This window comes from Micromonospora sp. NPDC049274 (genome assembly GCF_040678875.1).
Taxonomy (GTDB): Bacteria; Actinomycetota; Actinomycetes; order Mycobacteriales; family Micromonosporaceae; genus Micromonospora.
In genome coordinates this window covers 127,561-152,533 of the sequence record NZ_JBFAQS010000001.1, presented here as the reverse complement: position 1 = coordinate 152,533, position 24,973 = coordinate 127,561, and the positions used below count along the sequence as shown (strand labels likewise).

Annotated in this window: 20 protein-coding genes; 8 read left to right on the top strand and 12 right to left on the bottom strand. The window is 72.4% G+C overall.

Annotated elements, in window-relative coordinates; genetic code table 11:
• Positions 1–26 precede the first annotated feature (26 nt).
• From AB0K10_RS00720 to mfd, 3 genes are read right to left on the bottom strand one after another with little or no spacing between them, the layout of a single operon-like run.
• A complete protein-coding gene (locus tag AB0K10_RS00720; RefSeq protein WP_363678550.1) occupies positions 27–1,007 on the bottom strand; it encodes a nucleoside triphosphate pyrophosphohydrolase in 981 nt (326 codons plus the stop codon).
• 2 nt (positions 1,008–1,009) lie between these two features.
• The gene (locus tag AB0K10_RS00715) at positions 1,010–1,798 is read right to left on the bottom strand and encodes a hypothetical protein (protein WP_363678548.1); all 789 of its coding nucleotides are present in this window, start codon (positions 1,796–1,798) and stop codon (positions 1,010–1,012) included.
• A 47-nt stretch (positions 1,799–1,845) separates the two neighbouring features.
• The gene (gene mfd / locus AB0K10_RS00710; RefSeq protein ID WP_363678546.1) at positions 1,846–5,475 is read right to left on the bottom strand and encodes a transcription-repair coupling factor; all 3,630 of its coding nucleotides are present in this window, start codon (positions 5,473–5,475) and stop codon (positions 1,846–1,848) included.
• 777 nt (positions 5,476–6,252) lie between these two features.
• Here mfd and AB0K10_RS00705 point away from each other — a divergent pair.
• Together AB0K10_RS00705 and AB0K10_RS00700 are read left to right on the top strand one after the other, a co-directional pair.
• Positions 6,253–7,167 carry a cyclase family protein gene (locus AB0K10_RS00705; protein ID WP_363678544.1) on the top strand — a complete coding sequence of 305 codons (915 nt, stop codon included), beginning with the start codon at positions 6,253–6,255 and terminating at the stop codon, positions 7,165–7,167.
• Between the two features lie 145 nt (positions 7,168–7,312).
• Positions 7,313–8,233 carry an AraC family transcriptional regulator gene (locus AB0K10_RS00700; protein ID WP_363678543.1) on the top strand — a complete coding sequence of 307 codons (921 nt, stop codon included), beginning with the start codon at positions 7,313–7,315 and terminating at the stop codon, positions 8,231–8,233.
• 239 nt (positions 8,234–8,472) lie between these two features.
• On the opposite strand, the gene AB0K10_RS00695 is transcribed toward AB0K10_RS00700, so the two are convergent.
• Together AB0K10_RS00695 and AB0K10_RS00690 are read right to left on the bottom strand one after the other, a co-directional pair.
• Positions 8,473–9,123, bottom strand: coding sequence for a response regulator transcription factor (locus AB0K10_RS00695; protein WP_363679542.1), 651 nt, complete (start codon positions 9,121–9,123; stop codon positions 8,473–8,475).
• A gap of 5 nt (positions 9,124–9,128) precedes the next feature.
• Positions 9,129–10,364, bottom strand: a complete 1,236-nt coding sequence (locus AB0K10_RS00690; protein ID WP_363678541.1) for a sensor domain-containing protein — start codon at positions 10,362–10,364, stop codon at positions 9,129–9,131.
• Positions 10,365–10,571: 207 nt separating this feature from the next.
• Between AB0K10_RS00690 and AB0K10_RS00685 the strand changes: the two genes are divergently transcribed.
• Positions 10,572–11,732 (top strand): serine hydrolase domain-containing protein, encoded by a 1,161-nt coding sequence (locus AB0K10_RS00685; RefSeq protein WP_363678539.1) that lies wholly within the window; start codon positions 10,572–10,574, stop codon positions 11,730–11,732.
• 44 nt (positions 11,733–11,776) lie between these two features.
• Here AB0K10_RS00685 and AB0K10_RS00680 read toward each other — a convergent pair whose 3' ends face one another.
• Positions 11,777–12,817 carry a S66 peptidase family protein gene (locus AB0K10_RS00680; RefSeq protein WP_363678537.1) on the bottom strand — a complete coding sequence of 347 codons (1,041 nt, stop codon included), beginning with the start codon at positions 12,815–12,817 and terminating at the stop codon, positions 11,777–11,779.
• An 84-nt stretch (positions 12,818–12,901) separates the two neighbouring features.
• Between AB0K10_RS00680 and AB0K10_RS00675 the strand changes: the two genes are divergently transcribed.
• On the top strand, positions 12,902–13,915 hold the full coding sequence (locus AB0K10_RS00675) for a hypothetical protein (RefSeq protein WP_363678535.1): 1,014 nt from the start codon (positions 12,902–12,904) through the stop codon (positions 13,913–13,915).
• Between the two features lie 128 nt (positions 13,916–14,043).
• Positions 14,044–16,830, top strand: coding sequence for a phosphoenolpyruvate carboxylase (gene ppc / locus AB0K10_RS00670; RefSeq protein ID WP_363678533.1), 2,787 nt, complete (start codon positions 14,044–14,046; stop codon positions 16,828–16,830).
• A 92-nt stretch (positions 16,831–16,922) separates the two neighbouring features.
• Here ppc and AB0K10_RS00665 read toward each other — a convergent pair whose 3' ends face one another.
• Complete coding sequence (locus AB0K10_RS00665) at positions 16,923–17,810, bottom strand: hypothetical protein (protein ID WP_363678531.1); 888 nt, start codon at positions 17,808–17,810, stop codon at positions 16,923–16,925.
• A 54-nt stretch (positions 17,811–17,864) separates the two neighbouring features.
• Here AB0K10_RS00665 and AB0K10_RS00660 point away from each other — a divergent pair, with 54 nt between their 5' ends.
• Positions 17,865–19,013, top strand: coding sequence for a DNA recombination protein RmuC (locus AB0K10_RS00660; protein ID WP_363678529.1), 1,149 nt, complete (start codon positions 17,865–17,867; stop codon positions 19,011–19,013).
• A 23-nt stretch (positions 19,014–19,036) separates the two neighbouring features.
• Here AB0K10_RS00660 and AB0K10_RS00655 read toward each other — a convergent pair whose 3' ends face one another.
• Positions 19,037–19,447: a hypothetical protein gene (locus AB0K10_RS00655; RefSeq protein ID WP_363678527.1), complete on the bottom strand. Its 411-nt coding sequence runs from the start codon at positions 19,445–19,447 to the stop codon at positions 19,037–19,039.
• A gap of 48 nt (positions 19,448–19,495) precedes the next feature.
• Positions 19,496–20,470 (bottom strand): 4-hydroxy-3-methylbut-2-enyl diphosphate reductase, encoded by a 975-nt coding sequence (locus tag AB0K10_RS00650; RefSeq protein ID WP_363678525.1) that lies wholly within the window; start codon positions 20,468–20,470, stop codon positions 19,496–19,498.
• 153 nt (positions 20,471–20,623) lie between these two features.
• On the opposite strand from AB0K10_RS00650, the gene xseA reads away from it, so the two are divergent.
• Together xseA and AB0K10_RS00640 are read left to right on the top strand one after the other, a co-directional pair.
• On the top strand, positions 20,624–21,859 hold the full coding sequence (gene xseA / locus AB0K10_RS00645) for an exodeoxyribonuclease VII large subunit (protein ID WP_363678523.1): 1,236 nt from the start codon (positions 20,624–20,626) through the stop codon (positions 21,857–21,859).
• 30 nt (positions 21,860–21,889) lie between these two features.
• Entirely contained in the window at positions 21,890–22,111 is a 222-nt protein-coding gene (locus AB0K10_RS00640) for an exodeoxyribonuclease VII small subunit (protein ID WP_363678521.1), read from the top strand.
• A gap of 79 nt (positions 22,112–22,190) precedes the next feature.
• On the opposite strand, the gene AB0K10_RS00635 is transcribed toward AB0K10_RS00640, so the two are convergent.
• From AB0K10_RS00635 to AB0K10_RS00625, 3 genes are all read right to left on the bottom strand, one after another.
• Entirely contained in the window at positions 22,191–23,033 is an 843-nt protein-coding gene (locus tag AB0K10_RS00635) for a hypothetical protein (protein WP_363678519.1), read from the bottom strand.
• A gap of 232 nt (positions 23,034–23,265) precedes the next feature.
• Positions 23,266–24,078, bottom strand: coding sequence for a hypothetical protein (locus AB0K10_RS00630; RefSeq protein WP_363678517.1), 813 nt, complete (start codon positions 24,076–24,078; stop codon positions 23,266–23,268).
• 113 nt (positions 24,079–24,191) lie between these two features.
• Positions 24,192–24,908 (bottom strand): DUF4245 domain-containing protein, encoded by a 717-nt coding sequence (locus AB0K10_RS00625; protein WP_363678515.1) that lies wholly within the window; start codon positions 24,906–24,908, stop codon positions 24,192–24,194.
• Positions 24,909–24,973: the final 65 nt, after the last annotated feature.

Below are 24,973 nucleotides of genomic sequence, written 5' to 3'. Positions count from 1 at the left end.
GGCAATAACTTCATGATCAACGCGGGTCAGCCGCGGGGTTGGGTTTCCGTTTCGCGGATCTTTTCGGCTTGGGCCAGGGTTGCTCTGCGGAGGGCTGATTCTGGGTTCAGGTTGGCTTTGCGGGCCTTGGCGACCATCGTCAGGAGGGTGGCGCCCAGGTTCGCCTCGTCGTCAGGCTCACCGTCCGGGTTCGGCAGTGAGACCTCGATGCCGTTGCGCGCGGCCCGGTCCAGGATCTGCGCGGCCAGGGCCAGCGCGGGCTGGCTGAACGCCACACCGTCCAGGACGGAGTCACGCGCCTTCTCCACGCGCTTGATCCGCTCCCAGTTCGCGGTGATCTCCTCCAGGGTGCCCGCCTCGGCACCGGCGAAGACGTGCGGATTGCGCCGGATCATCTTGTCGACCAGGCCACCCGCCACATCGTCGATGGTCCACCGCTCGCCCTCGGGCAGGTCCTCCGCGAGTCGCGCGTGCAGCACCACCTGCAACAGGACGTCGCCCAACTCCTCACGCAGCGAGTCGGTGTCGTCGGAGACCATCGCGTCGTACGCCTCGTAGCTCTCCTCCAGCAGATAACCCGCGAGGCTGCGGTGCGTCTGCGCCCGCTTCCACGGGTCGCCACCCGGAGAGGCCAGCCGGTCCAGCACGGCCACCGCGTCCAGCAGCCGGGCCCCCGGCGGGTCCCACGAGCCGTACATCAGCTCCAACTCGGCAAGCCCCGGCTCCCGGGCCAGCCGCAGGCCCAGCTCCCGGGCCAGCGACTCGTCGCCGGCCGGGCCGGCCAACCACACCGCCGCGCCGTGCGCCGCCACCGTGTCGAGCAGCGGCTGCGTCGCCGGGCCGTCCACGACTGTCACCTCGGCGCCCGCCTGACGCACTGCCGTGGTCAACTCGCTCTCCGCGCCCGTCAAGACCGGATGCTGGCGTACGACGTCCCAGGCGGCCGAGGTCAGCAGGCCAGCCGGCAACCGGGGTGAGGTGACCAGCAGGACGATCCGTGCCGTCATGCTCAGCTGGCCGTGCCCTCGGCGTCCGGGCTCGCGCTCGGCGACGCCGCGTCCGGGCTGGAGATGTCGGTGACCGGACCCTCCTCGTTGATGTACGGCAACGAGTAGAAGATGACCGACTGGCCGCTGCTCACCAACGAGGGCACCCCCACCTCGCGGTAGCGCGGGTTGATCGAGACGTCGACCCGGTTCGCCTCCTCCTCGAGGGCGGCGCTGAGCGCGGTGGCGCTGCCGACGAAGGCTCCCTCGCCGAACTTCTGGCGCACCTCGGCGACAGGCAGGCCGCCCGGGATCGCCCCGGCCTTGACCAGGGCCTGATAGACGGCCATCACCGACTTGTCGCTCACCTCGGCCGGAGGAAGCTGCTGGTTGAACACCTGCAGCAGGTCGACCCACTCCCCCCAGAGCTTGGCGTACTCGGTGGTGGCCGGCACCCGCAGGCTCTGCTCCAACTGCTGCGGAGTGACCTCGTCGGGCACCTGGAGGTTCTTGGCAGCCGCCAACCGCTTGCCCAGCTCCAGGCTGACCAGGAGGTTCACCACGTCCTGCCGGGTGACGGGGGCCCGCAACTGCTCGGGCGACGGGGTCGCGCTGGCCTGGCCGGCCTCCTGGCGGACCGCGTCACCGTACTTCGCCTGCACCTCGTCGTAGATCCCGTTGACCCGGTCGAGCGAATAGGTCCTGTCACCGACGTACGCGGCGACGTCCGGCGCGGACTTCCCGCAGGCGGCGAGGGAGAGGACACCCAGAGCCGCGACGCTGGCGGCGGCGATCACACGGCGAGCACGCATGCCCGTCACTCTCTCATGCCCTTCCGCCCGCTGTGACGGCCCCCACCTCACCCGGCCGCGGCGACCAGCGGGGCGGGGGCGCCCAGCACGTCGGAGAGCAGTTGCGCGCACCATTCGAGCAGCGCCTGGTCCCGCAGCGGCTCGCCACCGATCCGACGCGTGGTCGGCCGGGGCACGCTGACCTGGTCGGTGGCCAGCTTGTAGACCGCGTCCGGGTGGTAGCGCTTGAGCCGCATCTGCTTCGAGTCGGGCAGCGGCAGCGGCCCGAACCGCACGTGCTTGCCCTGCATGGACACGTCGGTCAGGCCGTACCGGCGGGCCAGCAGACGGAACCGGGCCACCGCCACCAGGTTCTGCACGGGAGCCGGCGGCTCGCCGTACCGGTCGGTCATCTCGGCGACGACCTCGGTCAACCGCTCCTCGTCGCGGGCCTCGGCGAGCTTGCGGTACATCTCCAGCCGCAACCGCTCCACGCTCACGTAGTCGTGCGGCAGGTGCGCGTCGACCGGCAGGTCGATCTTGACGTCGACCTCCTCCTCCGGCCGCTCACCCTTGAACGCCGACACCGCCTCGCCGACCATCCGCACGTACAGGTCGAACCCGACGCCCTCGATGTGACCTGACTGCTCGCCGCCGAGCAGGTTGCCGGCGCCCCGGATCTCCAGGTCCTTCATGGCCACGTACATGCCGGCGCCCAACTCGGTGTGCTGCGCGATGGTGGCCAGCCGCTCGTGGGCGTGCTCGGTGAGCGGCTTCTCCGGCGGGTAGAGGAAGTACGCGTACGCCCGCTCCCGACCCCGGCCGACCCGACCGCGGATCTGGTGCAGCTGGGCCAGGCCGAGCAGGTCGGCCCGCTCCACGATCAGGGTGTTGGCGTTCGGGATGTCGATGCCCGACTCGACGATCGTGGTGCAGACCAGGACGTCGAACTCCTTCTCCCAGAAGCCGACCATGACCTTCTCCAGGGCGTCCTCACCCATCTGGCCGTGCGCGACGGCGACCCGCGCCTCGGGGACCAGCTCCCGCAGCCGCCGCGCCGCCCGGTCGATCGACTCGACCCGGTTGTGCAGGTAGAAGACCTGACCGTCGCGCAGCAACTCGCGGTGGATGGACGCGGCCACCTGCCTGTCGTCCTGCGCCCCGACGAAGGTGAGCACCGGGTGCCGCTCCTCCGGCGGGGTGGCGATGGTGGACATCTCCCGGATGCCGGTGATCGCCATCTCCAGGGTGCGCGGGATCGGGGTGGCCGACATGCTCAGTACGTCCACCGAGGCCCGCAGGGTCTTCAGATGCTCCTTGTGCTCGACGCCGAAGCGCTGCTCCTCGTCGACGATCACCAGCCCGAGCTGCTTGAACCGGGTGGCGGTCTGCAACAGCCGGTGAGTGCCGATGACGATGTCGACGGTGCCGTCGGCCACCATCTCCAGCGTCCGCTCGGTCTCCTTCGGGGTCTGGAACCGCGACAGCTGCCGGATCTGCACCGGGAACTGGCTCATCCGCTCGGCGAAGGTGTTGTAGTGCTGCTGCACCAGCAGAGTGGTCGGCACCAGCACCGCCACCTGCTTGCCGTCCTGTACGGCCTTGAAGGCCGCCCGGACCGCGATCTCGGTCTTGCCGTAGCCGACGTCGCCGCAGATCAGCCGGTCCATCGGGACGGTCTGCTCCATGTCCCGCTTGACCTCGTCGATCGCGGCGAGCTGGTCCGGCGTCTCCTGCCACGGGAACGCGTCCTCCAGCTCGCGCTGCCACGGGGTGTCCGGGCCGAACGAGTGGCCTTTTGACGCCTTACGGGCGGCGTAGAGCTGGATGAGCTGCGCGGCGATCTCCCGGACCGCCTTGCGGGCCCGCGCCTTGGACTTCTGCCAGTCCGAGCCGCCCATCTTGTGCAGCGTCGGCTGCTCGCCGCCCACGTAGCGGGAGAGCTGGTCGAGCTGGTCGGTCGGCACGAAGAGCCGGTCGCCGGGCTGGCCGCGCTTGCTGGCCGCGTACTCGATGACCAGGTATTCCCGGCTGGCGCCGTTGACGGTGCGCTGCACCAGCTCGACGTACCTGCCGATGCCGTGCTGCTCGTGCACCACGAAGTCGCCGGCCTTGAGCTCCAGCGGGTCGATGGTGTTGCGCCGCCGGCTCGGCATCTTGCGCATGTCCCGTGTCGAGGTGCCTCGACCGCCTGTGACGTCGTTGCCGGTGAGCAGCACGAAACGGGACGCTTCGTCGACGAACCCGCTGCTCAGCGCGCCGCAGGTGACGACCAGCTCGCCGGCGGCCGGCGCGGTCGGCACCTCCTCGGTGAGCCGGGCGCCCAACCCGGCGTCGCGCAGCACCTCCACCGCCCGTTGGGCGGGGCCGTGCCCCTCGAAGACCAGCGCGATCGACCAGCCCTCCCCGGCCCAGCGCTTCAGGTCGTCGACGACCCGCGACGTCTCACCGTGGTAGAGCGGTGCCGGCTGGGCGGCGAGGGTCACCGCGATGGCGTCGTCCGGGGTGACCGCTGCCTGCTCGGGCGCGTCCTCCCAGGGCTGCCGGGTCTCGGCCGTCTCGGCTTCGCCGAGACCGAACGGGGACAGCGTCCACCACGGCTGGCCGAGGGTGCCGGCGGTGGCGCGGACCTCGCCGAGCGTGCGGAAGGCGGCGGCGCCGACGTCCACCGGGGCCTGGCCACCGACCGCGGCGGCGGCCCAGCTGGCCTGCAAGAACTCCTCGGACGTACGCACCAGGTCGTGCGCCCTCGTGCGGATCCGCTCCGGGTCGCACAGCAGGACGTGGGTGCCGGCCGGCATGGCGTCGAGTAGCAGCTCCAGCGAGTCGGGGCCGACAAGCACCGGAGCCAGCGACTCCATCCCCTCCACCGGGATGCCCTCGGCCAGCTTGTCGAGGATCTCGGCCAGCTCGGGGTGCTGCTCGGCGAGCGCGGCGGCCCGGGCACGCACCTCCGGGGTGAGCAGCAGCTCACGGCAGGGCGGCGCCCAGAGCAGCGGCACCTGCTCAATGGTCCGCTGGTCGGCGACGGCGAAGGTGCGGATCTCCTCCACCTCGTCGCCCCAGAACTCGACCCGGGACGGGTGCTCGTCGGTCGGCGGGAAGACGTCCAGGATGCCGCCGCGCACCGCGAACTCGCCACGCTTGGTGACCAGGTCGACCCGGGCGTACGCCATGTCGACCAGGCGGTGGGCGACCTCCTCCAGGTCCGCCTCCTCGCCGGCGGCGAGCTGCACCGGCTCCAGGTCACCGAGGCCCTTGAGCTGCGGTTGCAGCACCGACCGGACGGGCGCCACGACCACCCGCAGTGGCCCGGTGCCGCCGTGCGCGTCGGTCGCCTCCGGGTGCGCGAGGCGGCGCAGCACGGCCAGCCGGCGGCCCACCGTGTCCGAGCGGGGGGAGAGCCGCTCGTGCGGCAGCGTCTCCCACGAGGGGAAGACCACCACCTGCTCCGGCGGCAGCAACCCGCCGAGCGCGGCGGCCAGGTCGTCGGCCTCCCGGGTGGTGGCGGTCACCGCCAGCACCGGTCGCCCGGCCCCCTGCTCGTCGGCGGCGACCGCCGCGACGGCGAACGGACGCAGCGCGGCGGGGGCGGTGATGTCGAGGCCGTCGACCTGGGCGGCACCGGAGCGCGCCAGGTCACGCGCCCGGGTCAGCCCGGGATCGGCCAGGGCGGCGGAGAACAGACCGGTGAGCAAGGCAAACCTTTCCGGGGAGTCGACGCACACGACTGCGGCCCCTCGTCCAGCCGGACGGGGGGTGCACGCCAACAAGCCTATCCCCGTCCACCGACAGCCACCCCCTTCCGCCCAGGTCCGCGTAACCCCGGCGCGTCGCCCCCGCTCCCACGCCCTACGCCCCGCCCCCGCTCCCCGCCCGCTCCCCGCCCGCTCCCCGCCCCGCGGCGCGCCCCGCCCCGCGGCGCGCCCCGCCCCGCGGCGCGCCCCGCCCCGCCCCGCGGCGCGCCCCGCGCCCCACGCCCCGCCCCGCGGCGCGCCCCACGCCCCGCCCCGCGGCGCGCCCCGCGCCCCACGCCCGGCCGCCCCGAGCCCCGCCCGTTCGCCCGCACCGAGCGCCCCGCGCCGCCTGCCCCAACCCCCGTCAGGTCCCAAGATCCGCGCAACTTCCCGGAAGTTGCTGCTTCCGGGGCGCGGGAGGCAGCACTTTCCCTGATGTTGTGCGGATCTTGTCGGTGGGAGCGCCGTCGACCGCGCCGAAGCGCGCGGACAGGTGACCGTGCGGGACGATCCGTCGCGCTGCCGCCCTGGGGGCGACACCGCGCAAGATCGTGCTCGATCCAGGAAGTAGTGGTCTCGTCGCCGGCGGATCTCCACTCTTTCCTGGATCGAGCACGATCTTGGGGGACGCGGACCAGAGACCGCCCCAGCCGAGACGCCCGACACCCGTAGCCCGGGGCGGTGCGGAACGGGAGGTAGATCTTGACCGGTGGGTGGCCGGCATGGTCGGGTTTCGGCATGGGTGGGCAGTGGCGGGCACAGTTCGACGCGGAGGTGAGCTTCGCCAACGGTGGCGGGCTGCGTACCGAGGGGTTCCGGCTGGACATACCCGGTCGGGAGATCACCGACGACGACCTGGCGGCGTTGTTCGTCCGGCACCTGGGGCTGCTGATGGTCGCCGAGGTCCGGATCAGCGCGAAGACGATCATCGAGGAGCCGCACAAGGGCGGCCGGGGCGTCGCCGTCGACGAGTCGAGCGCCGATCGTCGGCTGGTCGAGCTGAGCCATGTGATCAGCGACGGGATGACCACTCTGCCCGGCTGGCCGGAGCCACGGATCACCGACTGGCTGACCTTCGCGGCGTCCCGGGCCAACTACGCGCCGGGCACCGAGTTCCACGTGGCACGGATCGACATGATCGCCAACACCGGCACGTACGTGGACACTCCCGCCCACCGCTGGGCCGGCCGCGCAGACCTGGCCGGGGTGCCGCTGGACAGCCTCGCCGACCTGCCCGGGGTGGTGGTCCGGGTGCCGGCCGGCACACGCGCCGTGGACCGACTGATGCTGGCCCCGTACGAGGTGGCCGGGCGGGCGGTGCTGCTGCACACCGGGTGGGACGCGCACTTCGGCACCGAGCGGTACGGCGCGCCGGAAGCGCCGTACCTGACCGGGGACGCCGCCCAGGCGCTGGCCGCCGCCGGCGCGGCAGTGGTCGGCATCGACTCGATCAACATCGACGACATGAGCCCGGCGGCCGGAGGCGTACGCCCCGCCCACAGCATCCTGCTCGCCGCCGGCATCCCGATCGTGGAGCACCTGACCGGCCTGGGCGCGCTGCCGCCCAGTGGGTTCCGCTTCACCGCGGCCCCGCCGATGGTGGCCGGCATGGGCACCTTCCCGGTCCGCGCCTTCGCCGTCGTCGGCCGGTGACCCCGCGACAGCGACGCCGGGTCCGTGCGCAGCCGACCGGCAGCGCCGGCTGATCCACGGCGTCGGGCCGGGGGGTGGACGGAGGGGATGGTGAGTCGGCAGCATTCCTGCGGAGAGTGCACGATCGCCGCGCCAGGGGGAAGCGATGCCCGCTGAGGGATTCGGCAGTGATCCGCGTCGCCGCACGACGCCCGCGCGGTGGCGGGTGCTGGGGCACCCGGACGGGATGTTGATCTACCAGGTTCGCTGCATCGTTGAAGACCACGGCTGGACGGAGACCGTCGCGGAGGACCGGCACAAGATCGTCCTGGGTCGTTCCGGGGCGTACCGGCGTCGGCTGAACGGCAGGGTGGGGCTCTCCGACGCCACCTCGGTCCTGCTTACCCGACCAGGCGACGAGATGGCAGTGGCGCATCCGTTCGGCTGCGGCGACTCGTACACCTGCCTGGAGATCGATCCGGCGGTGCTCCTGGAGCGGCCGGACGCCGAGCGCTGGCTGGGCCAGGGCGGCTGGGCCGGCACGTCGGATGCCACCCTGGACCTGGCGCACCGCCTGCTGGTGGCCGAGTTCCGGCGTGGGCTGGACGGGTTCGAGATGGCCGAACGGCTCCAGCGGTTCCTGGCCCGCCTGCTGCACCACAGCGCCCTCCACTCCGACGACCCGGACGCCGAGGTGGAGCGGGCCGTCCGTCGACGGCCGGCGACGCTTGCCGCGCACCGGCGGCTCGCCGACCAGGCCCGGGAGGTGCTCGCCAACTCGGGGTTCACGATGGGTCTGGAAGAGGTGGCCCGGCAGGTGGGCAGTTCGCCGCACCACCTCAGCCGGGTGTTCCAACGAATGACCGGCAGCAGCCTGACCGCCTACCGCAACCGGCTGCGGGTCCGTGCGGTGCTGGACACGCTCGCCGAGCCCGACGGCCGGCCGCTCGGCGCGCTCGCCAGCGAGTACGGCTTCGCCGACCAGGCACACCTGACCCGGGTGGTCCGCGAGCAGGTGGGCCACCCACCGGCCCGACTGCGCCGCCTGCTCACCGCGAGCGGCGAAGACCCGACCGAAGCGGCCTGACCGAAGGCGGTCGGAGGTGCCGCACGGGGGGCGTGCGGCACCTCCTCAGGCACGCGCGAACGCGGCCCGCCCAGGGCCGGCCGGGGCGTCGGACCTCCCCGAACAGGTCCGCGTGCCCGAGGGGCCGACCCGGTGGGGCGGCTTCCAGACCGACGTGATCCATCCTCCCGGCGTGCCCGTCCACGGTCTTGAAGAAAATTGCTCGTATCGCCGGTGGGTCAGTAGCGCACGGCGACGCGTCACCTTCCGGACTGGAGGTACCGCAACACCGCGAGGACCCGACGGTGGTCGGTCTCGGTGGGCGGCAGACCGAGCTTGCCGAAGATGCTGGTGATGTGCTTCTCCACTGCCCCCACGCTGAGGAACAGCGCGGAGGCGATCGCCACGTTCGCGCGCCCCTCGGCCATCAGGGCCAGCACGGCCCGTTCCCGCTCGGAGAGGCCGGCCAGGTGCCCGGGACCCCGGGCCGCGCCGAGGAGCTGCGTCACCACCTCCGGATCGAGCACTGTCGCGCCACCGGCGACGCGGGTCAGCGCGTCGACGAATTCGCCGACCTCGGCCACCCGGTCCTTGAGCAGGTAACCGACACCTTCGGCACCGCCAGCGAGGAGCTGCGCCGCGTACCGGGTCTCCACGTATTGGGAGAAGAGCAGCACCGGCGTACCGGGATGGGCGGCGCGTACGGCGAGCGCGGCCCGCAGCCCTTCGTCGGTGTACGTCGGCGGCATCCGGATGTCGATCACGGCGACGTCGGGGCGGTGTTCGTCGACGGCGGCCCGCAGCGCCTCCGGGTCGGCCACGGCGGCGAGCACCAGGTGCCCTCGGTCGGCGAGCAGATAGCTGAGCCCGTCGCGGAGGATCCCGGAGTCCTCGGCGATGACCACGCGCAGCCCGGTCATCGCCGCACCGGCAGTTCCAGGGTGACGAGCGTCGGCCCGCCCGGTGGGCTGTCGATCCGCATCGTGCCGTCCACGGTTCGGGCCCGGTCGCGCAGGCCGGCCAACCCGCCGCCGGGCAGCGCGTGTGTCGTTTTTCCGATCATGGCGCCGCCACCGCCGTCGTCTGCGACCTGCACCCGCAGCAGACCGTCGAGTTGCCGTACCTCGACTGTCGCCCGCTGGGCCGCCGCGTGCTTGGCGACGTTGGTGAGCAGCTCGGCGACGCAGTAGTAGACGGTCGTCTCGACGGCAGGTGACGGTCGGTCGTGCACCTCGACCCGCAGCTGCACGGGTACGGCGCCCCGCGCCACAAGGGTGTCCAGTGCCGCTTCCAGACCGTTGTCGAGCATCGGCGGATGGATGCCCCGGGCCAGGTCACGAAGGTCGGTGATGGCGATCTTCGCGTCCCGGTGCGCGGTCTCCACGAGCGCTCTGGCCTCGGGCGCGGCGTCACCGGCGAGCTTCTCCTTGGCCAGGCCGAGTTTCATGGCCAGGGCGACCAGTTGTGCCTGCGTACCGTCGTGCAGGTCGCGCTCGATGCGGCGCAGCAGCGCGGCGGCGTCGTCGACGGCCAGCGCGCGGGCCTCTTCGAGGTCGTCGACCCGCGCGTCGAGGCTGGTCGGGCCGAGCAGACCACGAATCAGCAGGCCGTCCAGGAGCAGGACCAGGCGCAGCAGCCAGGTGCCGGCGACGAGCATCCCGGCGCCGATCCCGGCCAGCAGGAACGACCGCGGCCAGGTGTCGAACAAGAAGTCACCGAGTTGCAGGGCGGCGCGCTGCGACCACCAGAGGGGATGGCTGAGCAGGAACACCGGGTAGCAGAGGAAGGCCGCGATCACCGCCGTCGCCACCAGGGTCACCGGCAGCTTCACGATCAGGTACGCCAGCGCCCGCCATCCGGTGCCATCGCCGAGGCCGCTCCGGACGTACCCCACCGGCCCGGGCCGTCGTCGGACCGGTCGCGGGCCCGCCACCCGCAACCCCAGCGTCGCCCGGGCCAGCGCGCGGTGCAGCCATCCCCAACCGCGAGCGCCGAGGACGCCCGAGGACAGCAGCGGCAGGCCGAGCAGCGTCAACGCGAGCGCCCCGCCGACGACCACAGTGACGACGGCGTACGCGAAGCCGACCACCGCCAGCGGCAGGCTGGTCAGCACGTACCCGACCTGGTTGCGGAGCTGCCGGAGACGCGTCATCTGATCCTCCCGACCGTGCCGGACGACACCGTCCCGGACGAGCCGGCAGCGAGTGTTCCGGATCAGCATGCCCGGATGCGGGCCATCCCCCCAGCCGGGTAACCCGTCGGGTTAACCCCACCCGGTCGACGGGAGAGCCGCATGTCGCCGCGGTCCACAGGCCGGCACTGTCGACGGCAACATACGTTTCGTCGATGGGAGCAGGTCGTGACGCGTTCGCTCTGGACCGTGGTGGTGTCGGTAGGCACGATGGTCGCCACCCTCGCCGTTCCACCTCAACCGGTCCGCGCCGACCATCAGGCGCCGGAACGCCTGGCGTTGGCCGCCGCGCTCGACGAACTGGTCGTGGACGGCTTTCCCGCGGCGCTGGCGTACGGGCGGGTGGACGGCCGACGGTGGCAGTTGGCGGCGGGAGTGGCGGACCGGGCCACCGGGGCGCGGGCCCGGCCGGAGGACCGTTTCCGGATCGCCAGCAACACCAAGGCGTTCGTCTCCACGGTGCTGCTGCAACTGGCGGGCGAGGGCCGACTGACCCTCGACGACCCGGTCGAGCGCTGGCTGCCGGGGATCGTCCACGGCAACGGCAACGACGGTTCGACGATCACCGTCCGGCAGTTGCTCAACCACACCAGCGGCATCTGGGACCCGACCGACGAACGGAGCTTCTGGGCCCCGTACCTGGACGAGCACGACTGGGACCGGGTCATCACACCCCGTACGGTGATCGCCCTGGCGGTGGCCCACCGGCCGGACTTCGCCCCCGGCGCCTCGTGGCGCTACTCGAACACCAACTACCTGCTGGCCGGCCTGATCATCGAGGCGGTCACCGGCCGGGACGCGGCGACCGAGGTGCGGCGGCGGATCATCGGGCCGCTCGGCCTGAGTCAGACCTCGTTCCCGATCACCGACCCGGAGATCCACGGCCGGCATCTGCACGGCTACGACCTGACCGGTCGGGACGTGACCACGTTCAGCCCGTCGTACGACTGGACGGCCGGGGCGATGATCTCGACGACGGCTGACCTGGCGCGGTTCCACCGGGCGTTGTTCGGCGGACGACTGCTCGCGCCGGCACAGCAGCGAGAGTTGGAGACCGTGGTGCCGATGGGCGACTCGCCGAGCGAGTACGGCCTGGGGGTGCAGCGGGTGACGCTGCCGTGCGCGTCGGGCGCGATCGGAGTGTGGACGACCGACGGGGGCGGGCCGGGCTTCACAAGCATCGCGGCGACCAGCCTGGACAACTCCCGGCAGCTCGTCCTGGCCGCAAACGTCTTCGACATCGACCGGGACGTCCAGGGGCAGCTTCCGGTGCCGTCGAGCGCGGGTCTCCTGGCCGCCCTGCGATCGGTCCTCTGCGCGAACGGCTGACCTGCGACCGTGCACCGCCCGCCGGCGCGGGCGGTGCACGGATCTCAGTAGCGCACCGCGATCCGGCCCTCGATCGCGTCGACAAGGATCTCCCCGCCGTACGGGATGATCAACTGTGGGTCGGTGTGGCCGAGGTCGACGTCGAACACCACCACCGCGTCCGGGTTGTAGGGGGCCAGGGCGCGGGTGATGGCGTCCCGCTGGGCCTCGCCCCAGGCCCGCCGCTCGGGCACCGTCAGCGGCTTGCCGAAGTCCCAGGCCTTCGGCCGGCCGACGACCACCGCCGGAAAGGCGGCGAGCAGCCCCCGCTCCCCCAGGTTCCGCACGATGCGGAAGACCTCCTTGGCGCTGGGCATCTCCTGCGAGGTCTCGACGATCAGCACGGACCCGTCCAACTCGGCGGCGGTCGGCACCCGGTCGGTGGCCAGCAGCCAGTGCACGATCTCCAGGCAGCCACCCCAGGTACGCCCCCGGACGACCCGCGCCGGCCCCTGCCAGCGCCAGCCCTCGCCCGGCAGCATCTCCGGCTCGTACGCCAACGTCTCCGGCTCGGTCCACGGGTTGGGCCGGTCGCCCCACTCGCGGGCGGGTGACAACTCGTACCAGTCGCTTGTGAACAGGGCGGCGCGCAGCGACTCGAAGGTCAGCGGGTGTGGCCGGCCCGGCCGGCCGAGGTGCACCAGCACCGAGCCGCCGTGGTAGGCGACGATCCCCAACCGGTAGAGGTGGTTGAGCACGTTCGTGTTGTCGGAGTAGCCGAAGTAGGGCTTCGGATTGGCCCGCAGCACGTCGTCGTCGAGGTGTGGGGTGACGGTGATCAGGTCGTCCCCGCCGACGGTGGCGAGCACGGCGGTGATCGTCGGGTCGGCGAAGGCGGCGGTCAGGTCGCGGGCCCGGTCACGCGGGTCGGCCCCCATCTCGCGGGTCGTCGGGTACTCCACGGGTTCCAGCCCGAGCTCCGTGCGCAGCCGGCGGAGCCCCAACTCGTACACGTGGGGGAAGATCGCCGGCAGTCCGGCGGAGGGGGAGACGACCGCGACCCGGTCGCCCGGCTTGGGTTTGGCGGGGTAGCTCGGTGACACCATGATCAGACGCTAACGGCCGGCACCAGCGGTTTTCCGCCCGCAGAAACGCCACAAGCAGGGCAAACGCCCCCTTAGGCTGGCCTGGTGGACGAGGCGTCGGAGGTCCGGGTACGCGACTGGCTCCCCCGTACCGCCGGTCTGCTGCTCGGCACCCTCGCGCTGGCCGTCGCCTTCATCGCCGCGTACGTCGGCGCCCTGCACCAGCCCCACCCCCGCGACGTGCCGGTCGGCGTGGCGGCCAGCGACCAGTCCGCGCGCACGGTCCTGGCCGCCGTCCGCGACCGGACCAACAAGATCAAAGCCATCGATTACGCCGACCCGGGCGCCGCCGACGACGGTTTGACCAGCCGCGAGGTGTACGCCGTGCTCAGCGCCGCCCCCGACGGCGGGCTCGTCCTGACCACCGCCAGCGCCGGTGCGCCGTCCGCCACCGACCTGGTCATCCAGGTGCTCACCAGCGCCGCCCAGCAGGCCCGGGTGCCGCTGCGGGTGACCGACGAGGTGCCCGTGGCCGGCACCGACCCCCGCGGCCTGGTCCCCTTCTATCTGGCCATCGGGTACGTCCTCGGCGGATACCTGGCCTCGACAGTGCTCGGCATCTCCGCCGGCACCGCTCCGCGCACCCTGCGCGCCGCCGGACTGCGCATCGGGGCGCTGGCCGTCTACAGCGTGGTGCTCGGCATCGCCGGGGCGGTGATCGTCGGCCCGGTGCTGGACGTCTGGCACCACGACCTGCCGGCCATCGCCGGCACCGGCATGCTGGCCGCCTTCGCCGCCGCGATGGTCGCCGCCGCGGTCCAGGGCTGGCTGGGGGTCCTCGGCACCGGGCTGGTGATCCTGTTACTGGTGGTGCTCGGCAACCCGGGCTCCGGTGGCATCTACGCCCCCGAGTTCCTGCCCACCTGGCTGCGCGGCATGCACCGCTGGAACGTGCCCGGCCTGGCCACCGACCTGATCAAGTCGGCCGTGTACTTCGACAGACGCTCGATCGGCTGGCCACTGACCGGCCTGGCGCTCTGGGCGGTGCTCGCGCTTGCCGCCCTGCTCGGCGCGACCCGGGTGCGGGGGCGCCGGGCGATCGCCCGCGCAAGACCCTGAAGTGATCTCCGGGGTGTTCCGTGTCACGGCCCGGTATGCGGAGAGCCCCTCCTGCCAGCCGGCCCGGCGCGGATACCATCCAGGGAGTCGGACAGCGCTGTCCTTCGTACTCACGTAAGGAGCGCATCGTGACCGACCAGCATGACCACGACGGCCCGGACGCCGCGCTGCGCGCTGACATCCGCCGACTCGGCACCCTGCTCGGCCAGACGCTGGCCCGCCAGGAGGGCCGCCCGCTGCTCGACCTCGTCGAGGAGATCCGCGCCCAGGTCCGCTCCGACGTCCCGGCCGCCGCCCAGCGGCTCGGTGGGCTCGACGTGACCACAGGCACCAAGCTGGCCCGCGCCTTCTCCACCTACTTCCACCTGGCCAACATCACCGAACAGGTGCACCGCGCTCGGGACCTGCGTCGCCGCCGCGCGGTGCAGGGCGGCTGGCTGGACCAGGCCGCCAAGATGATCGCCGAGCGGGGGGTGCCGGCCGAGGAGATCGCCGCCGCGGCCCGCCGGCTGGCCGTCCGGCCGGTCTTCACCGCCCACCCGACCGAGGCGGCCCGCCGCTCGATCCTGTCCAAGCTGCGGGCCATCGCCGACGAGCTGGACACCGAGACCGCCAACGCGATCCTCTACGGCGCCAGCGACGAGGGCCCGGCCAACCGCCGGCTGGCCGAGCTGCTGGACCTGATGTGGCAGACCGACGAGCTGCGCCTCGACCGGCCCGACCCGACCGACGAGGCGCGCAACGCCATCTACTACCTGCGCGACCTGTACGCCGAGGCCGCCCCGCAGGTGCTCGACGACCTGGCCGACACGCTGCGCACCCTCGGCGTGGAGACGTCGCCGACGGCCCGCCCGCTGAGCTTCGGCACCTGGATCGGCGGCGACCGCGACGGCAACCCGTTCGTCACCCCGGCGGTCACCCGCGAGGTGCTGACCATCCAGCACGAGCACGGCATCGCGGCCACCGAGAAGGCGATGGACCACCTGATCAACGAGGTCTCGGTGTCCCGCCGACTGCGCGGGGTGTCGCTGGACCTCTCCGCCAGCCTCGCCGCCGACCTCGACGCGCTGCCCGAGGTGGCCCAGCGGTTCCGTCGGGTCAACGCCGAGGAGCCGTACCGGCTCAAGGCGCGCTGCGTGAAGGCCAAGCTGGCCAACACCCGGCAGCGGCTGCGCCAGGGCACCGCGCACGTCCCGGGCCGCGACTACCGCGGGTCCGCCGAGCTGATCGCCGACCTGGACCTGCTGCGCGCCTCGCTGGCCCGCAACTCCGGGCAGCTCACCGCCGTCGGCCGGCTGGCCTCCACCATCCGGACGGTCTCCGCGTTCGGCCTGCACCTCGCGACCATGGACGTCCGGGAGCACGCCGAGAAGCACCACGAGGTGCTCACTCAGCTCTACGCGGCCGTCGGCGAGGTGTCCGACTACCCGTCGTTGAGCCGGTTGGAGCGCACCAAGCTGCTCGCCGACGAGCTGACCGGCCGCCGGCCGCTGTCCACCCTGGACACGCCGTTGATCGAGCCGGCCCGCAAGACGTTCGACGTGTTCAGCACCATCCGCGAGGCGCAGGACCGCTTCGGCAACGAGGTGATCGAGTCGTACATCATCTCGATGACCATGGGCGTCGACGACGTGCTCGCCGCCGTGGTGCTGGCCCGCGAGGCCGGGCTTGTCGACGTGCACAGCGGCCGGTCCCGGATCGGTTTCGTGCCGCTGCTGGAGACCCCGGCCGAGCTGAACGCCGGTGGCGAACTCCTCGACGAGCTGCTGTCGCTGCCCGCGTACCGGGCGCTCGTCGCGGCCCGCGGCGACGTGCAGGAGGTCATGCTCGGCTACTCCGACTCCAACAAGGAGGCCGGGATCACCACCAGCCAGTGGTCGATCCACCGGGCCCAGCGCGCGCTGCGTGACGTGGCCGCCCGGCACGGCGTACGCCTGCGGCTGTTCCACGGCCGCGGCGGCACTGTCGGGCGCGGCGGCGGCCCTACGCACGAGGCGATCCTGGCGCAGCCGTACGGCACGCTTGACGGCGCGATCAAGGTGACCGAGCAGGGCGAGGTCATCTCCGACAAGTACACGCTGCCCTCGCTTGCGCGGGAGAACCTGGAGCTGACCCTCGCCGCGGTGCTCCAGGCGACGCTGCTGCACACCGCTCCCCGCCAGCCGGCCGAGATGCTGGAGCGCTGGGACGCGACGATGGACGTGGTCTCCGAGTCCGCGTTCCGGTCGTACCGGACCCTCGTCGAGGACCCGGACCTGCCGGCGTACTTCTGGGCGTCCACCCCCACCGAGCTGCTCGGCGCGCTGAACATCGGCTCCCGACCGGCGAAGCGACCCAACACCGGTGCCGGGCTGTCCGGGCTGCGGGCCATCCCGTGGGTGTTCGGCTGGACGCAGACCCGGCAGATCGTGCCGGGCTGGTTCGGTGTCGGCTCCGGGCTGGCCGCCGCCCGGGAGGCCGGGCTGGCGGACGTCCTCGCCGAGATGCACCGCAACTGGCACTTCTTCCGCACGTTCCTGTCGAACGTCGAGATGATGCTGACCAAGACCGACCTCAGCATCGCCCGCCGGTACGTCGAGACCCTCGTGCCGAAGAAGCTGCACCCGATCTTCGAGCAGATCGAGCGGGAGTACGAGCTGACCAAGCGCGAGGTGCTGGCGGTGACCGCCTCCCCCGCCCTGCTGGAGAACTCGCCTGTGCTCCAGCGCACCCTGGCCGTCCGGGACACCTACCTGGAGCCGCTGCACCACCTGCAGGTGGCGCTGCTGCGGCAGTACCGGGAGTCCGGCGCGGCCGGTCGTGCCGTGGCCACCGCACCGGGTGGCCGGCGCGCACCCAGCGACGGCACGGCCCTGGAGCGGGCGCTGCTCACCACCGTGAACGGCATCGCCGCCGGCATGCGCAACACCGGCTGACCGTTCGGCACAGCAATCGGGCCCCGGTCGTCACGACCGGGGCCCGTCGCACGCGTCAGCAGGTGATGTTCACGAGTCGGCGGCTCGGGTGCTCACCAGTCGCCGCCGCCGCCGAAGTCACCACCACCGAAGTCACCGCCACCGAAGCCGCCACCACCGAAGTCACCGCCGCCGAAGCCTCCACCGCCGACGTCACCGCCACCGGCAAAGTCGCCGCCAGCGAAGTCGCCCGCCTGGTCGCCGCCGCCGAAGTCGCCCCCCTGATCACCGGCGTCGCCACCCTGGTCGCCGCCATCGGCGCCCTGGTCGTCGGCGTAGTCGGCGCCGTCACCGAAGCCCTCCTGGTAGCCCTCGTCGTAGCCGTACCCCGGGTCGGCGAAGGCAGGCGAGAACAGCGCGTCGGCGATCAGCATGCCGCCGAGCACACCGGCCCCCGCGCCCAACGCGGTCTTCCACCACGGCGTCGAATACCAGCCGGCCGGCACCGGCCGGCCCTGGTACCGCCCACCGGGGTAGTAGTAGGGCGTCTGCCGGCCGGGCTGCGGGCCGGCTCGGAAGGTCTGCCCCTGCACGTCGACCTCGCGCTCCTTGGTGAGCTGCCCGACGCCCCGCGCGGCGGCCAGCGCCGGCACCTCGGGGCCGGGATCGATGCCCAGCGCGGTCCGCGCCGCCCGGATGTACGCCAGTCCCTCCAGCGCGGTCTCCCGAGCGAGCGCGAACTGGTGCGGCGTACGCGCCTGCTCCAACTGCGAACCCGCCGCGTTGTACCGCTCACCGGCGTCGGCCAGCGCCTGGCGGACCGCCGGCTCGTCGCCCTGGAGGGTCAACAGCTGACCACCGAGCCGCTCGTACCAGCGGTGCGCCTCCGCCCGGGCGTCGCCCAGCTCGGTGCGCCGACGGGCGGTGGACTGGGAGCGGATGAGCGCCGCGGCGCCCAGCGCCCCGATCACCACGATGGCGAGGCACAGCACAAGTTCCATGCCATCGAACGTACCCCCGGGTGTCTCGTCGTAGCCGTCTGGCAAGCTCCGGTGATGGACGTCTCGACGTTGCTGGTGGTGATCGTGTGCCTTGGTGCCGGCGGGGCGGTGGGCTGGCTCGCGGCCCGGTCCCGGTCAGCGGCCGACATCGCCCGGCTGGATGCCACCCTGACCGCGACCCGGGAGGGCGAGGGGCGGCTGGAGCAGTCCATGCGGGCGCTGAGCTACGAGGCCACCGCGCAGTCGCAGGAGGCGGTGGCCCGTGCCGTGGCGCCGCTGCACGACAGCCTGCGCCGGTACGAGCAGCGGGTCGCCGAACTGGAGCACGACCGCGTCGACGCGTACGCCGAGCTGCGCGAGCAGGTCCGCTCGATGAACGCGGTCTCCGGGGAGCTGCGCACCGAGACCAAGCAGCTGGTCGCCGCGCTGCGCGCGCCGCAGGTGCGGGGCCGCTGGGGCGAGCACCAACTGCGCCGGATCGTCGAGGCCGCCGGCATGCTGGAGCACTGCGACTTCTCCGAGCAGGTCACCGCCGCCACCGACGACCAGGTCGTCCGCCCGGATCTGGTGGTCCGCCTGCACGGCGGCCGGTCGGTGGTGGTGGACGCGAAGGCGCCCTTCGACGCGTACCTCACCGCCATGGAGGCCCGCGACGAGCGCGGCCGGGACACCCATCTCGATGCGCACGCCCGACACCTGCGGGGGCACGTCGACGCCCTGGCCGCCAAGTCGTACTGGACCGCATTCGACAGCTCGCCCGAGTTCGTCGTCCTGTTCGTGCCCGCCGATCCGTTCCTCGACGTCGCGCTCCAACGCGACCCGACGCTGCTGGAGCACGCGTTCGCCCGCAACGTGGTGCTGGCCACGCCGGCCACCCTGGTCGCCCTGCTCCGTACGGTGGCCTACTCGTGGCGCCAGGAGGCGCTGGCCCGCAACGCGGTGGCGGTGCACACCCTCGCCCGGGAGCTGTACGGCCGGCTCTCCACCCTCGGCGACCACGTGGGCAAGCTCGGCTCGTCGCTGGCCGGCGCGGTGACCGCGTACAACAGGGCGGTCGGCTCCCTGGAGGCGCGGGTGCTGGTCAGCGCCCGCAAGCTGGCCGAGATGGGCGTCTCGGACGACGACCTGGCGACCCCGGCCCAGATCGAGCTGACCCCCCGCCAGCCGCAGGCCCCCGAACTGCTGGACGACGCCGACCGCTGACCGCTGCGGGGCCGCGGAGGTCGTCAGCCGCGGTGGGCGCCCTCCACGACGAAGGGCGTGCCCTGCTGGCAGGTGGTCATCAGGCCCGTCTCCACTCGGCCGGTCACGGTGACCCGAGCGCCGGCGGCCAGCACGTCCCGGGGGCCACCCACCAGCAGGTACCCGTCGAGCAGCAGGCAGTTCGGCTCCACACCGGCGGTGATCGTGCCGCTGAGTTCGGTGGCGCCGACAGGCGGCGGGACGGTGGGCCCGCCCGGCGGCTTGAGCGGCGAGGAGGGCGTGGCCGCCGGGGCGGGGGTGCTCGGCGAGGCCGAGGTGGGCTGCCCGCTCGTTGTCGACGGCGTGTCGGGGGTGGCGGGGCCGTCCGTCCCACCGCAGGCGCTCAGCGCCGCGCAGACGACCAGGGCGGGGACGACGAGCCGAAAGGTCCTCATGCCGCCTTCGACGCACCGGGCCGGCACGGCGTTCCCACCCTGGCGCTCTCAGCCGCGGTTCGCGGCGGCCTTCATGTCGCGCTTCAGCTCCTGGGGCAGCGAGAAGACGAGCCGCTCGTTGGCGGTGGTGATCTCCTCGACGTCGCCGAAACCGCGTGCGGCCAGGTGCGCCAGCACGTCGTGGACCAGGTCCTCCGGGACGCTGGCGCCGGAGGACACCCCGACCGTGCGGGCGTCGGTGAGCCAGGCGTCGTCGATCTCGTGGGCGAAGTCGACCAGGTGACCAGCGCGGGCACCGGCGTCCAGGGCAACCTCGACCAGCCGGACCGAGTTGGAGGAGTTCGTCGAGCCGACGACGATCACCACGTCGCACTCGGGGGCGATCTCCTTGACCACGTGCTGCCGGTTGGACGTGGCGTAGCAGATGTCGTCGCTGGGCGGGGACTGGAGCAGCGGCAGCCGAGTCTTGAGCCGGGCGACTGTCTCCAGCGTCTCGTCCACCGAGAGCGTGGTCTGGGAGAGCCAGACGACCTTCTCCGGGTCACGGACGGTGATCTTGTCGACGCCGTCCGGACCGTCCACGAGCTGGATGTGCGCGGGCGCCTCGCCGGCGGTGCCGATGACCTCCTCGTGCCCCTCGTGGCCGATCAGCAGGATGTCGTAGTCCTCGGCGGCGAAGCGCTTCGCCTCCTGGTGCACCTTGGTGACCAGCGGGCAGGTCGCGTCGATGGCCTTCAACGAGCGTTCCCGGGCCTGCTCGTAGACCTCGGGCGCCACACCGTGGGCGGAGAAGATGACTGTGGCGCCCTCGGGCACCTCCTCGTTCTCCTCCACGAAGATCGCGCCCTGGGCCTCCAGGGTCTGCACGACGTGCTTGTTGTGCACGATCTGCTTGCGGACGTAGATCGGGGCGCCGTAGAGCTTCAGCGCCTCCTCGACGGTCTGCACGGCGCGATCCACACCTGCGCAGTAGCCGCGGGGCTTGGCCAGGAGCACGCGCTTGCCGGTCCGGAGATCAGTCACCCCCCCATCGTACGTGCCGCCTCTCCGACCGCACCCGGCCCAGCGCCCCGCCGAACCCCGTTGATCATGAAGTTGTTGCCGCGACACGCCGCCGCCCAGCGCAATAACTTCATGATCGACGGGGTCTGGTGGGGGTGGTCGTAGGGTGGGCGCGTGAGTGGGGTTGGTGGGAGCAGCAGTAGCGCGGAGGAGCCCTGGCCGGTTCGGGTTGTCTCGCAGAAGGTCGGGGCGTGGATCGCCAAGCTGGGCTGGGTGTGGGTGGACGGTCAGGTGGCGCAGATCAGCCGCCGCCCCGGAGCCACCACCGTCTTCCTGACCCTGCGTGACCCGTCCGCCGACCTGAGCCTGACCGTCACCACCAACCGCGACGTGTTGGACGCCGGCGCGCCCGAGCTGCGTGAGGGCGCCCGCGTGGTGCTGCACGCCAAGCCGGAGTTCTACGCCGCGCGGGGCACGTTGAGCCTGCGGGCCGACGAGATCCGGCAGGTGGGGCTCGGTGAGCTGCTGGCCCGGCTGGAGAAGCTCAAGAAGCTGCTCGCCGCCGAAGGGCTGTTCGACCGGGCTCGCAAGCGGCGACTGCCGTTCCTCCCGGGCCGGATCGGGCTGATCACCGGCCGCGCGTCGGCCGCCGAGCGGGACGTGCTGACCAACGCCCGGCGGCGCTGGCCCGCCGTGGAGTTCCGGACGGTGAACGTCGCCGTGCAGGGCCCGTCCGCCGTGCCGCAGATCATCGACGCGCTCAAGGTGCTGGACGCCGATCCGAGCATCGACGTGATCATCATCGCCCGGGGCGGTGGCGGCATCGAGGACCTGCTGCCCTTCTCCGACGAGGCGCTCTGCCGGGCCGTCTTCGCCTGCCGTACGCCTGTGGTCAGCGCGATCGGCCACGAGACGGACGCGCCGCTCATCGACTACGTCGCCGACCTGCGCGCCTCCACCCCGACCGACGCGGCCAAGCGCGTGGTCCCCGACCTCACCGAGGAGGTACGCCTCATCGGCCAGGCCCGGCACCGCCTCCAACGGGCGGTCCACAACCTCGTCGACCGGGAGTCCCACCGTCTCGACAGCCTGCGATCCCGGCCGGTGCTGGCCCGCCCGCAGGTGATGGTCGAGCACCGCGCGACCGAGCTGACCGCGCTGCGCCAGCGGGCCGGACGCTGCCTGGACCACCGGCTCGCCGGTGCCGACGACGACCTGCGGCACACGGTGGCCCGGCTGCGCGCCCTCTCCCCCGCCGCCACCCTCGACCGGGGGTACGCCATCGTGCAGCGCGCCGACGGGCACGTCGTGCGGGCGGCGGCCGAGGTGGGCAAGGGCGACCCGCTGCGGGTACGCCTCGCCGACGGTGAGCTGGCCGCCACCGTCGACAGCGAAGTGGCGACGCGGTGACCCGGACACGGATGTGCTGAGATGGACGCGATGACTGACGAGACGAAGGCCGGGCCGGACGAACGGCTCAGCTACGAGCAGGCCCGCGCCGAACTGGCCTCGGTGGTCGAGAGGCTGGAGGCCGGCGGCACGTCCCTGGAGGAGTCGCTGGCGCTCTGGGAGCGCGGCGAGGCGCTGGCGGTGATCTGCCAACGCTGGCTGGACGGCGCGCGGGCGCGGATCGACGCCGCCCGCCAGGACCCGGCGTCCTGATCGCCGACGCCCCTACCGATCCCACCCCGGCCGGAACCGTCGGTGGGGCGACCGGAGCCACCCCACCGACGTACGACGATCAGTTGAACAGGCTGTAGAGCTCGGCCGGCGCCTCGACGACCTGGTCCGCCGGCGGCTTCTGCGCGGCGGTGGCGGCGCCGTAGTCGGAGTACGTCATCTTGATCTCCTGGGCGGTGGTCTGCCCGCCGGCCGGGAGCTGCAACACCAACTCGCTGAGCCGGCCCTGCGGGTCGACCTTCGCGGTGAACGGGACGGTCTTCGCCTGGGTGCCAAGCGCCGCGATGGTGGCGGCGTTCAGCGAGCCGGCCTCGGCTGCCTTGGTGACGTCGATGGTGCCGGCGTACGTGCCGGTGCCGGTGCTGCGGACCTCGGTGATGCCCTGGGTCAGCACCGCGCTGCCGGCCGGGTCGACCTTCTCGAAGTCGAAGCCGAGGTTCTTGTTGCCCTTGATGCGGGCCTGGTCGAGGTGCTGGTACTTGCCGAGGTTGAGCTGCTTGATGGCCGGCAGGCTGTCGGCGGTGGGGCCGGTCAGCTCCAGCTTCACCCAGCTGTCCGGCTTGGCGTGGATGACGTCGAGCTTCATGGCGAGGTCGGAGGAGGGGCCGCCGATGGAGAACTTCATCGCGGCGCTCTGGCTCGGCTGGTGCACCTGCCCCTCGGCGGTGGAGCCGGCGCCGGAGAGCGTGAACCGGAAGTTGCCGTTGCTGATCTCCTTGGTGGAGTCGAGCAGCGCCTGCTTGGCATCGCCCGACACCGGTGCACCGCTGGGCGCGCCGGACGCGCTCACCGTCGGGGACGCGGTCGATCCGGCGGTGCCGGTCGTGCCGCCCGCGCAGGCGGCCAGGGCGGGCGTGAACAGGGCGGCGGCTACCAGGCCGGCACCGAGTCGTCGGACAGTCATACGTGTCTCCCAAGGGGGTCACCCGACGACCTGGTCGGCGCCGGAAACCGGGCGACGCGGCAGCCCGTCGGCCACGTCGCGCGATCCGGGCCGAGCAACGCGCCCGAATCACTCCCTCTCTGTTCCCTGTCGACGGGTCGGACAATCACCCGTCTGTCCGGTTGCCGTGGCGACCGATGCCGGAAAGTCAGGACCGGGGCGACCTGAGGCCGCCCCGGTCCGCCGTGACGGCCTACTTGAACAGCTCGTACGTTTCCGCGGGAGCCTCGACGATCTTGTCCGCCGGCGGCTTCTTCGCGCCGGTACCGGCGCCGTAGCCCGCGTAGGCGATCTTGATCTCGTGCGCGGCGGCCTCGCCGGCGGCCGGCACCGGGATGACCAGCTCGGTGAGGCGGCCCTGCGGGTCCAGCTTGGCCGTGAACGGCAGCGCCTTGGCCTGCGCGCCCAGCGCCTTGACGACATCCTCGTCGAGGGCTACCGAATCGGTGGAGGCGCTGATGTCGATCTTGCCGCTGTAGGTGCCCTCGCCGGTCTTCTGCACCTCGGTAACGCCCTTGACCAGGGTCTCGCTGTCGACCGGGTCGAGCGTCTCCGGGTCGAGCTGGAGATCCTTGAGGTCCTTGATCTTGGTCTTGTCCAGGTGCTGGTACTTGCCCTTGTTCTTCGTCCCGCCGGGGATCATGGCGGCTACAGCCCCGCCGAGGTCCATCTTCACCCAGCTCTCCGAGTCGATGTAGATCAGATCCATCTCCATCGACACGTCCTCGGAGGCGTCGCCCAGCTTCATGGTGAGCTGCGCGCTGTTGCTCGGCTTGTGCACCAGGCCGCCGCCGGTCATGTCGGCGCCGGTAACGGTGAAGGTGAAGTCGCCCTTGGCCATCTCCTTGGTGGAGGCGAGCAGTGCCTCCTTCGGATCGGCAGGCACGGCCGGGGCGGACGAGCTCGGGGCGGCGGCCGGCTCGGCAGCGTCGGACGAGCACGCGGCCAGGCCGGGGACGAGCAGGGTGGCGGCGAGGAAGCCGAAGCTCCACCGTCGAATGTTCACTGGGATCTCACTTCATGAAGATGGACATGGCCCGGCCGCGAGCGCGGACCGGACCGAGCCGAGGGAGCCTAACGGATACGTCCGTCAGCGGAGGTCCATCGATGCGAAATCGATCAGTGCAGCGCGCCGGCGAGATCGCGCAGCTCGTTGTCGCGGGCATCGCCGACGACGAGCACCGTGCGGGTCGGCTCCAACAGGACCAGCGCCTGCTGGTTTCCCCGGGCCGTGTAGCGCTGCCAGGTGCGCCCGCCCAGCTCCGTCGGGCCCTGTGGCTGGCTCTGGTCGGTCAGCTCGGCCGGCAGCAACCGCTCCGCCGGCACGTTGCTCTGCAGCAGTTGAACGCCCCGTCCCTCCGGCGTGAGGTAACCGATCCGTAGGTTCGCCCCGCCATCGACGGTCTGGTAGCGGGCGCTGACCGTACGCCAGCCGGAGCCGAGCCCCTGCGGCTCGCTCACCGGGAAGGTGTTCGCCGAGCGCGCCTGCTCGATCGCCGGGGCCGCGTCGACAGTCGTGGCCTGATCGCCGCCGAGGAAGCCCCGGTAGAACGCCAGCAGCAGCGCGATCGGGATCAGCAGCACCAGCAGCGAGATCGCCATGTCCTTGGGCGACCGTTCGGCCTTGGGCGCCGCGGCCGCCACACGCGGCGGCGGCGCGGGCCGCTCACCGGCGGCCGGAGTCGGCTCACCGGCGACACGGGCCGGCTCGCCGGCTGCCGGGGGCGTCGGGCCCGTCGCGGTGGGCTCGGCGCCGGCGGGGAGGCCGGCCGGCGGCTGCCCGTCGGGCGGCGTGCGGTCGGCGGGGACGCGGTCGGCAGGCTGTGCGGGTTCCACCCTGTCATCTTCGCAGCTTCCCGACCGGCGGTATCCGGCCCATCACCGCCCCGCACCGACGCCCG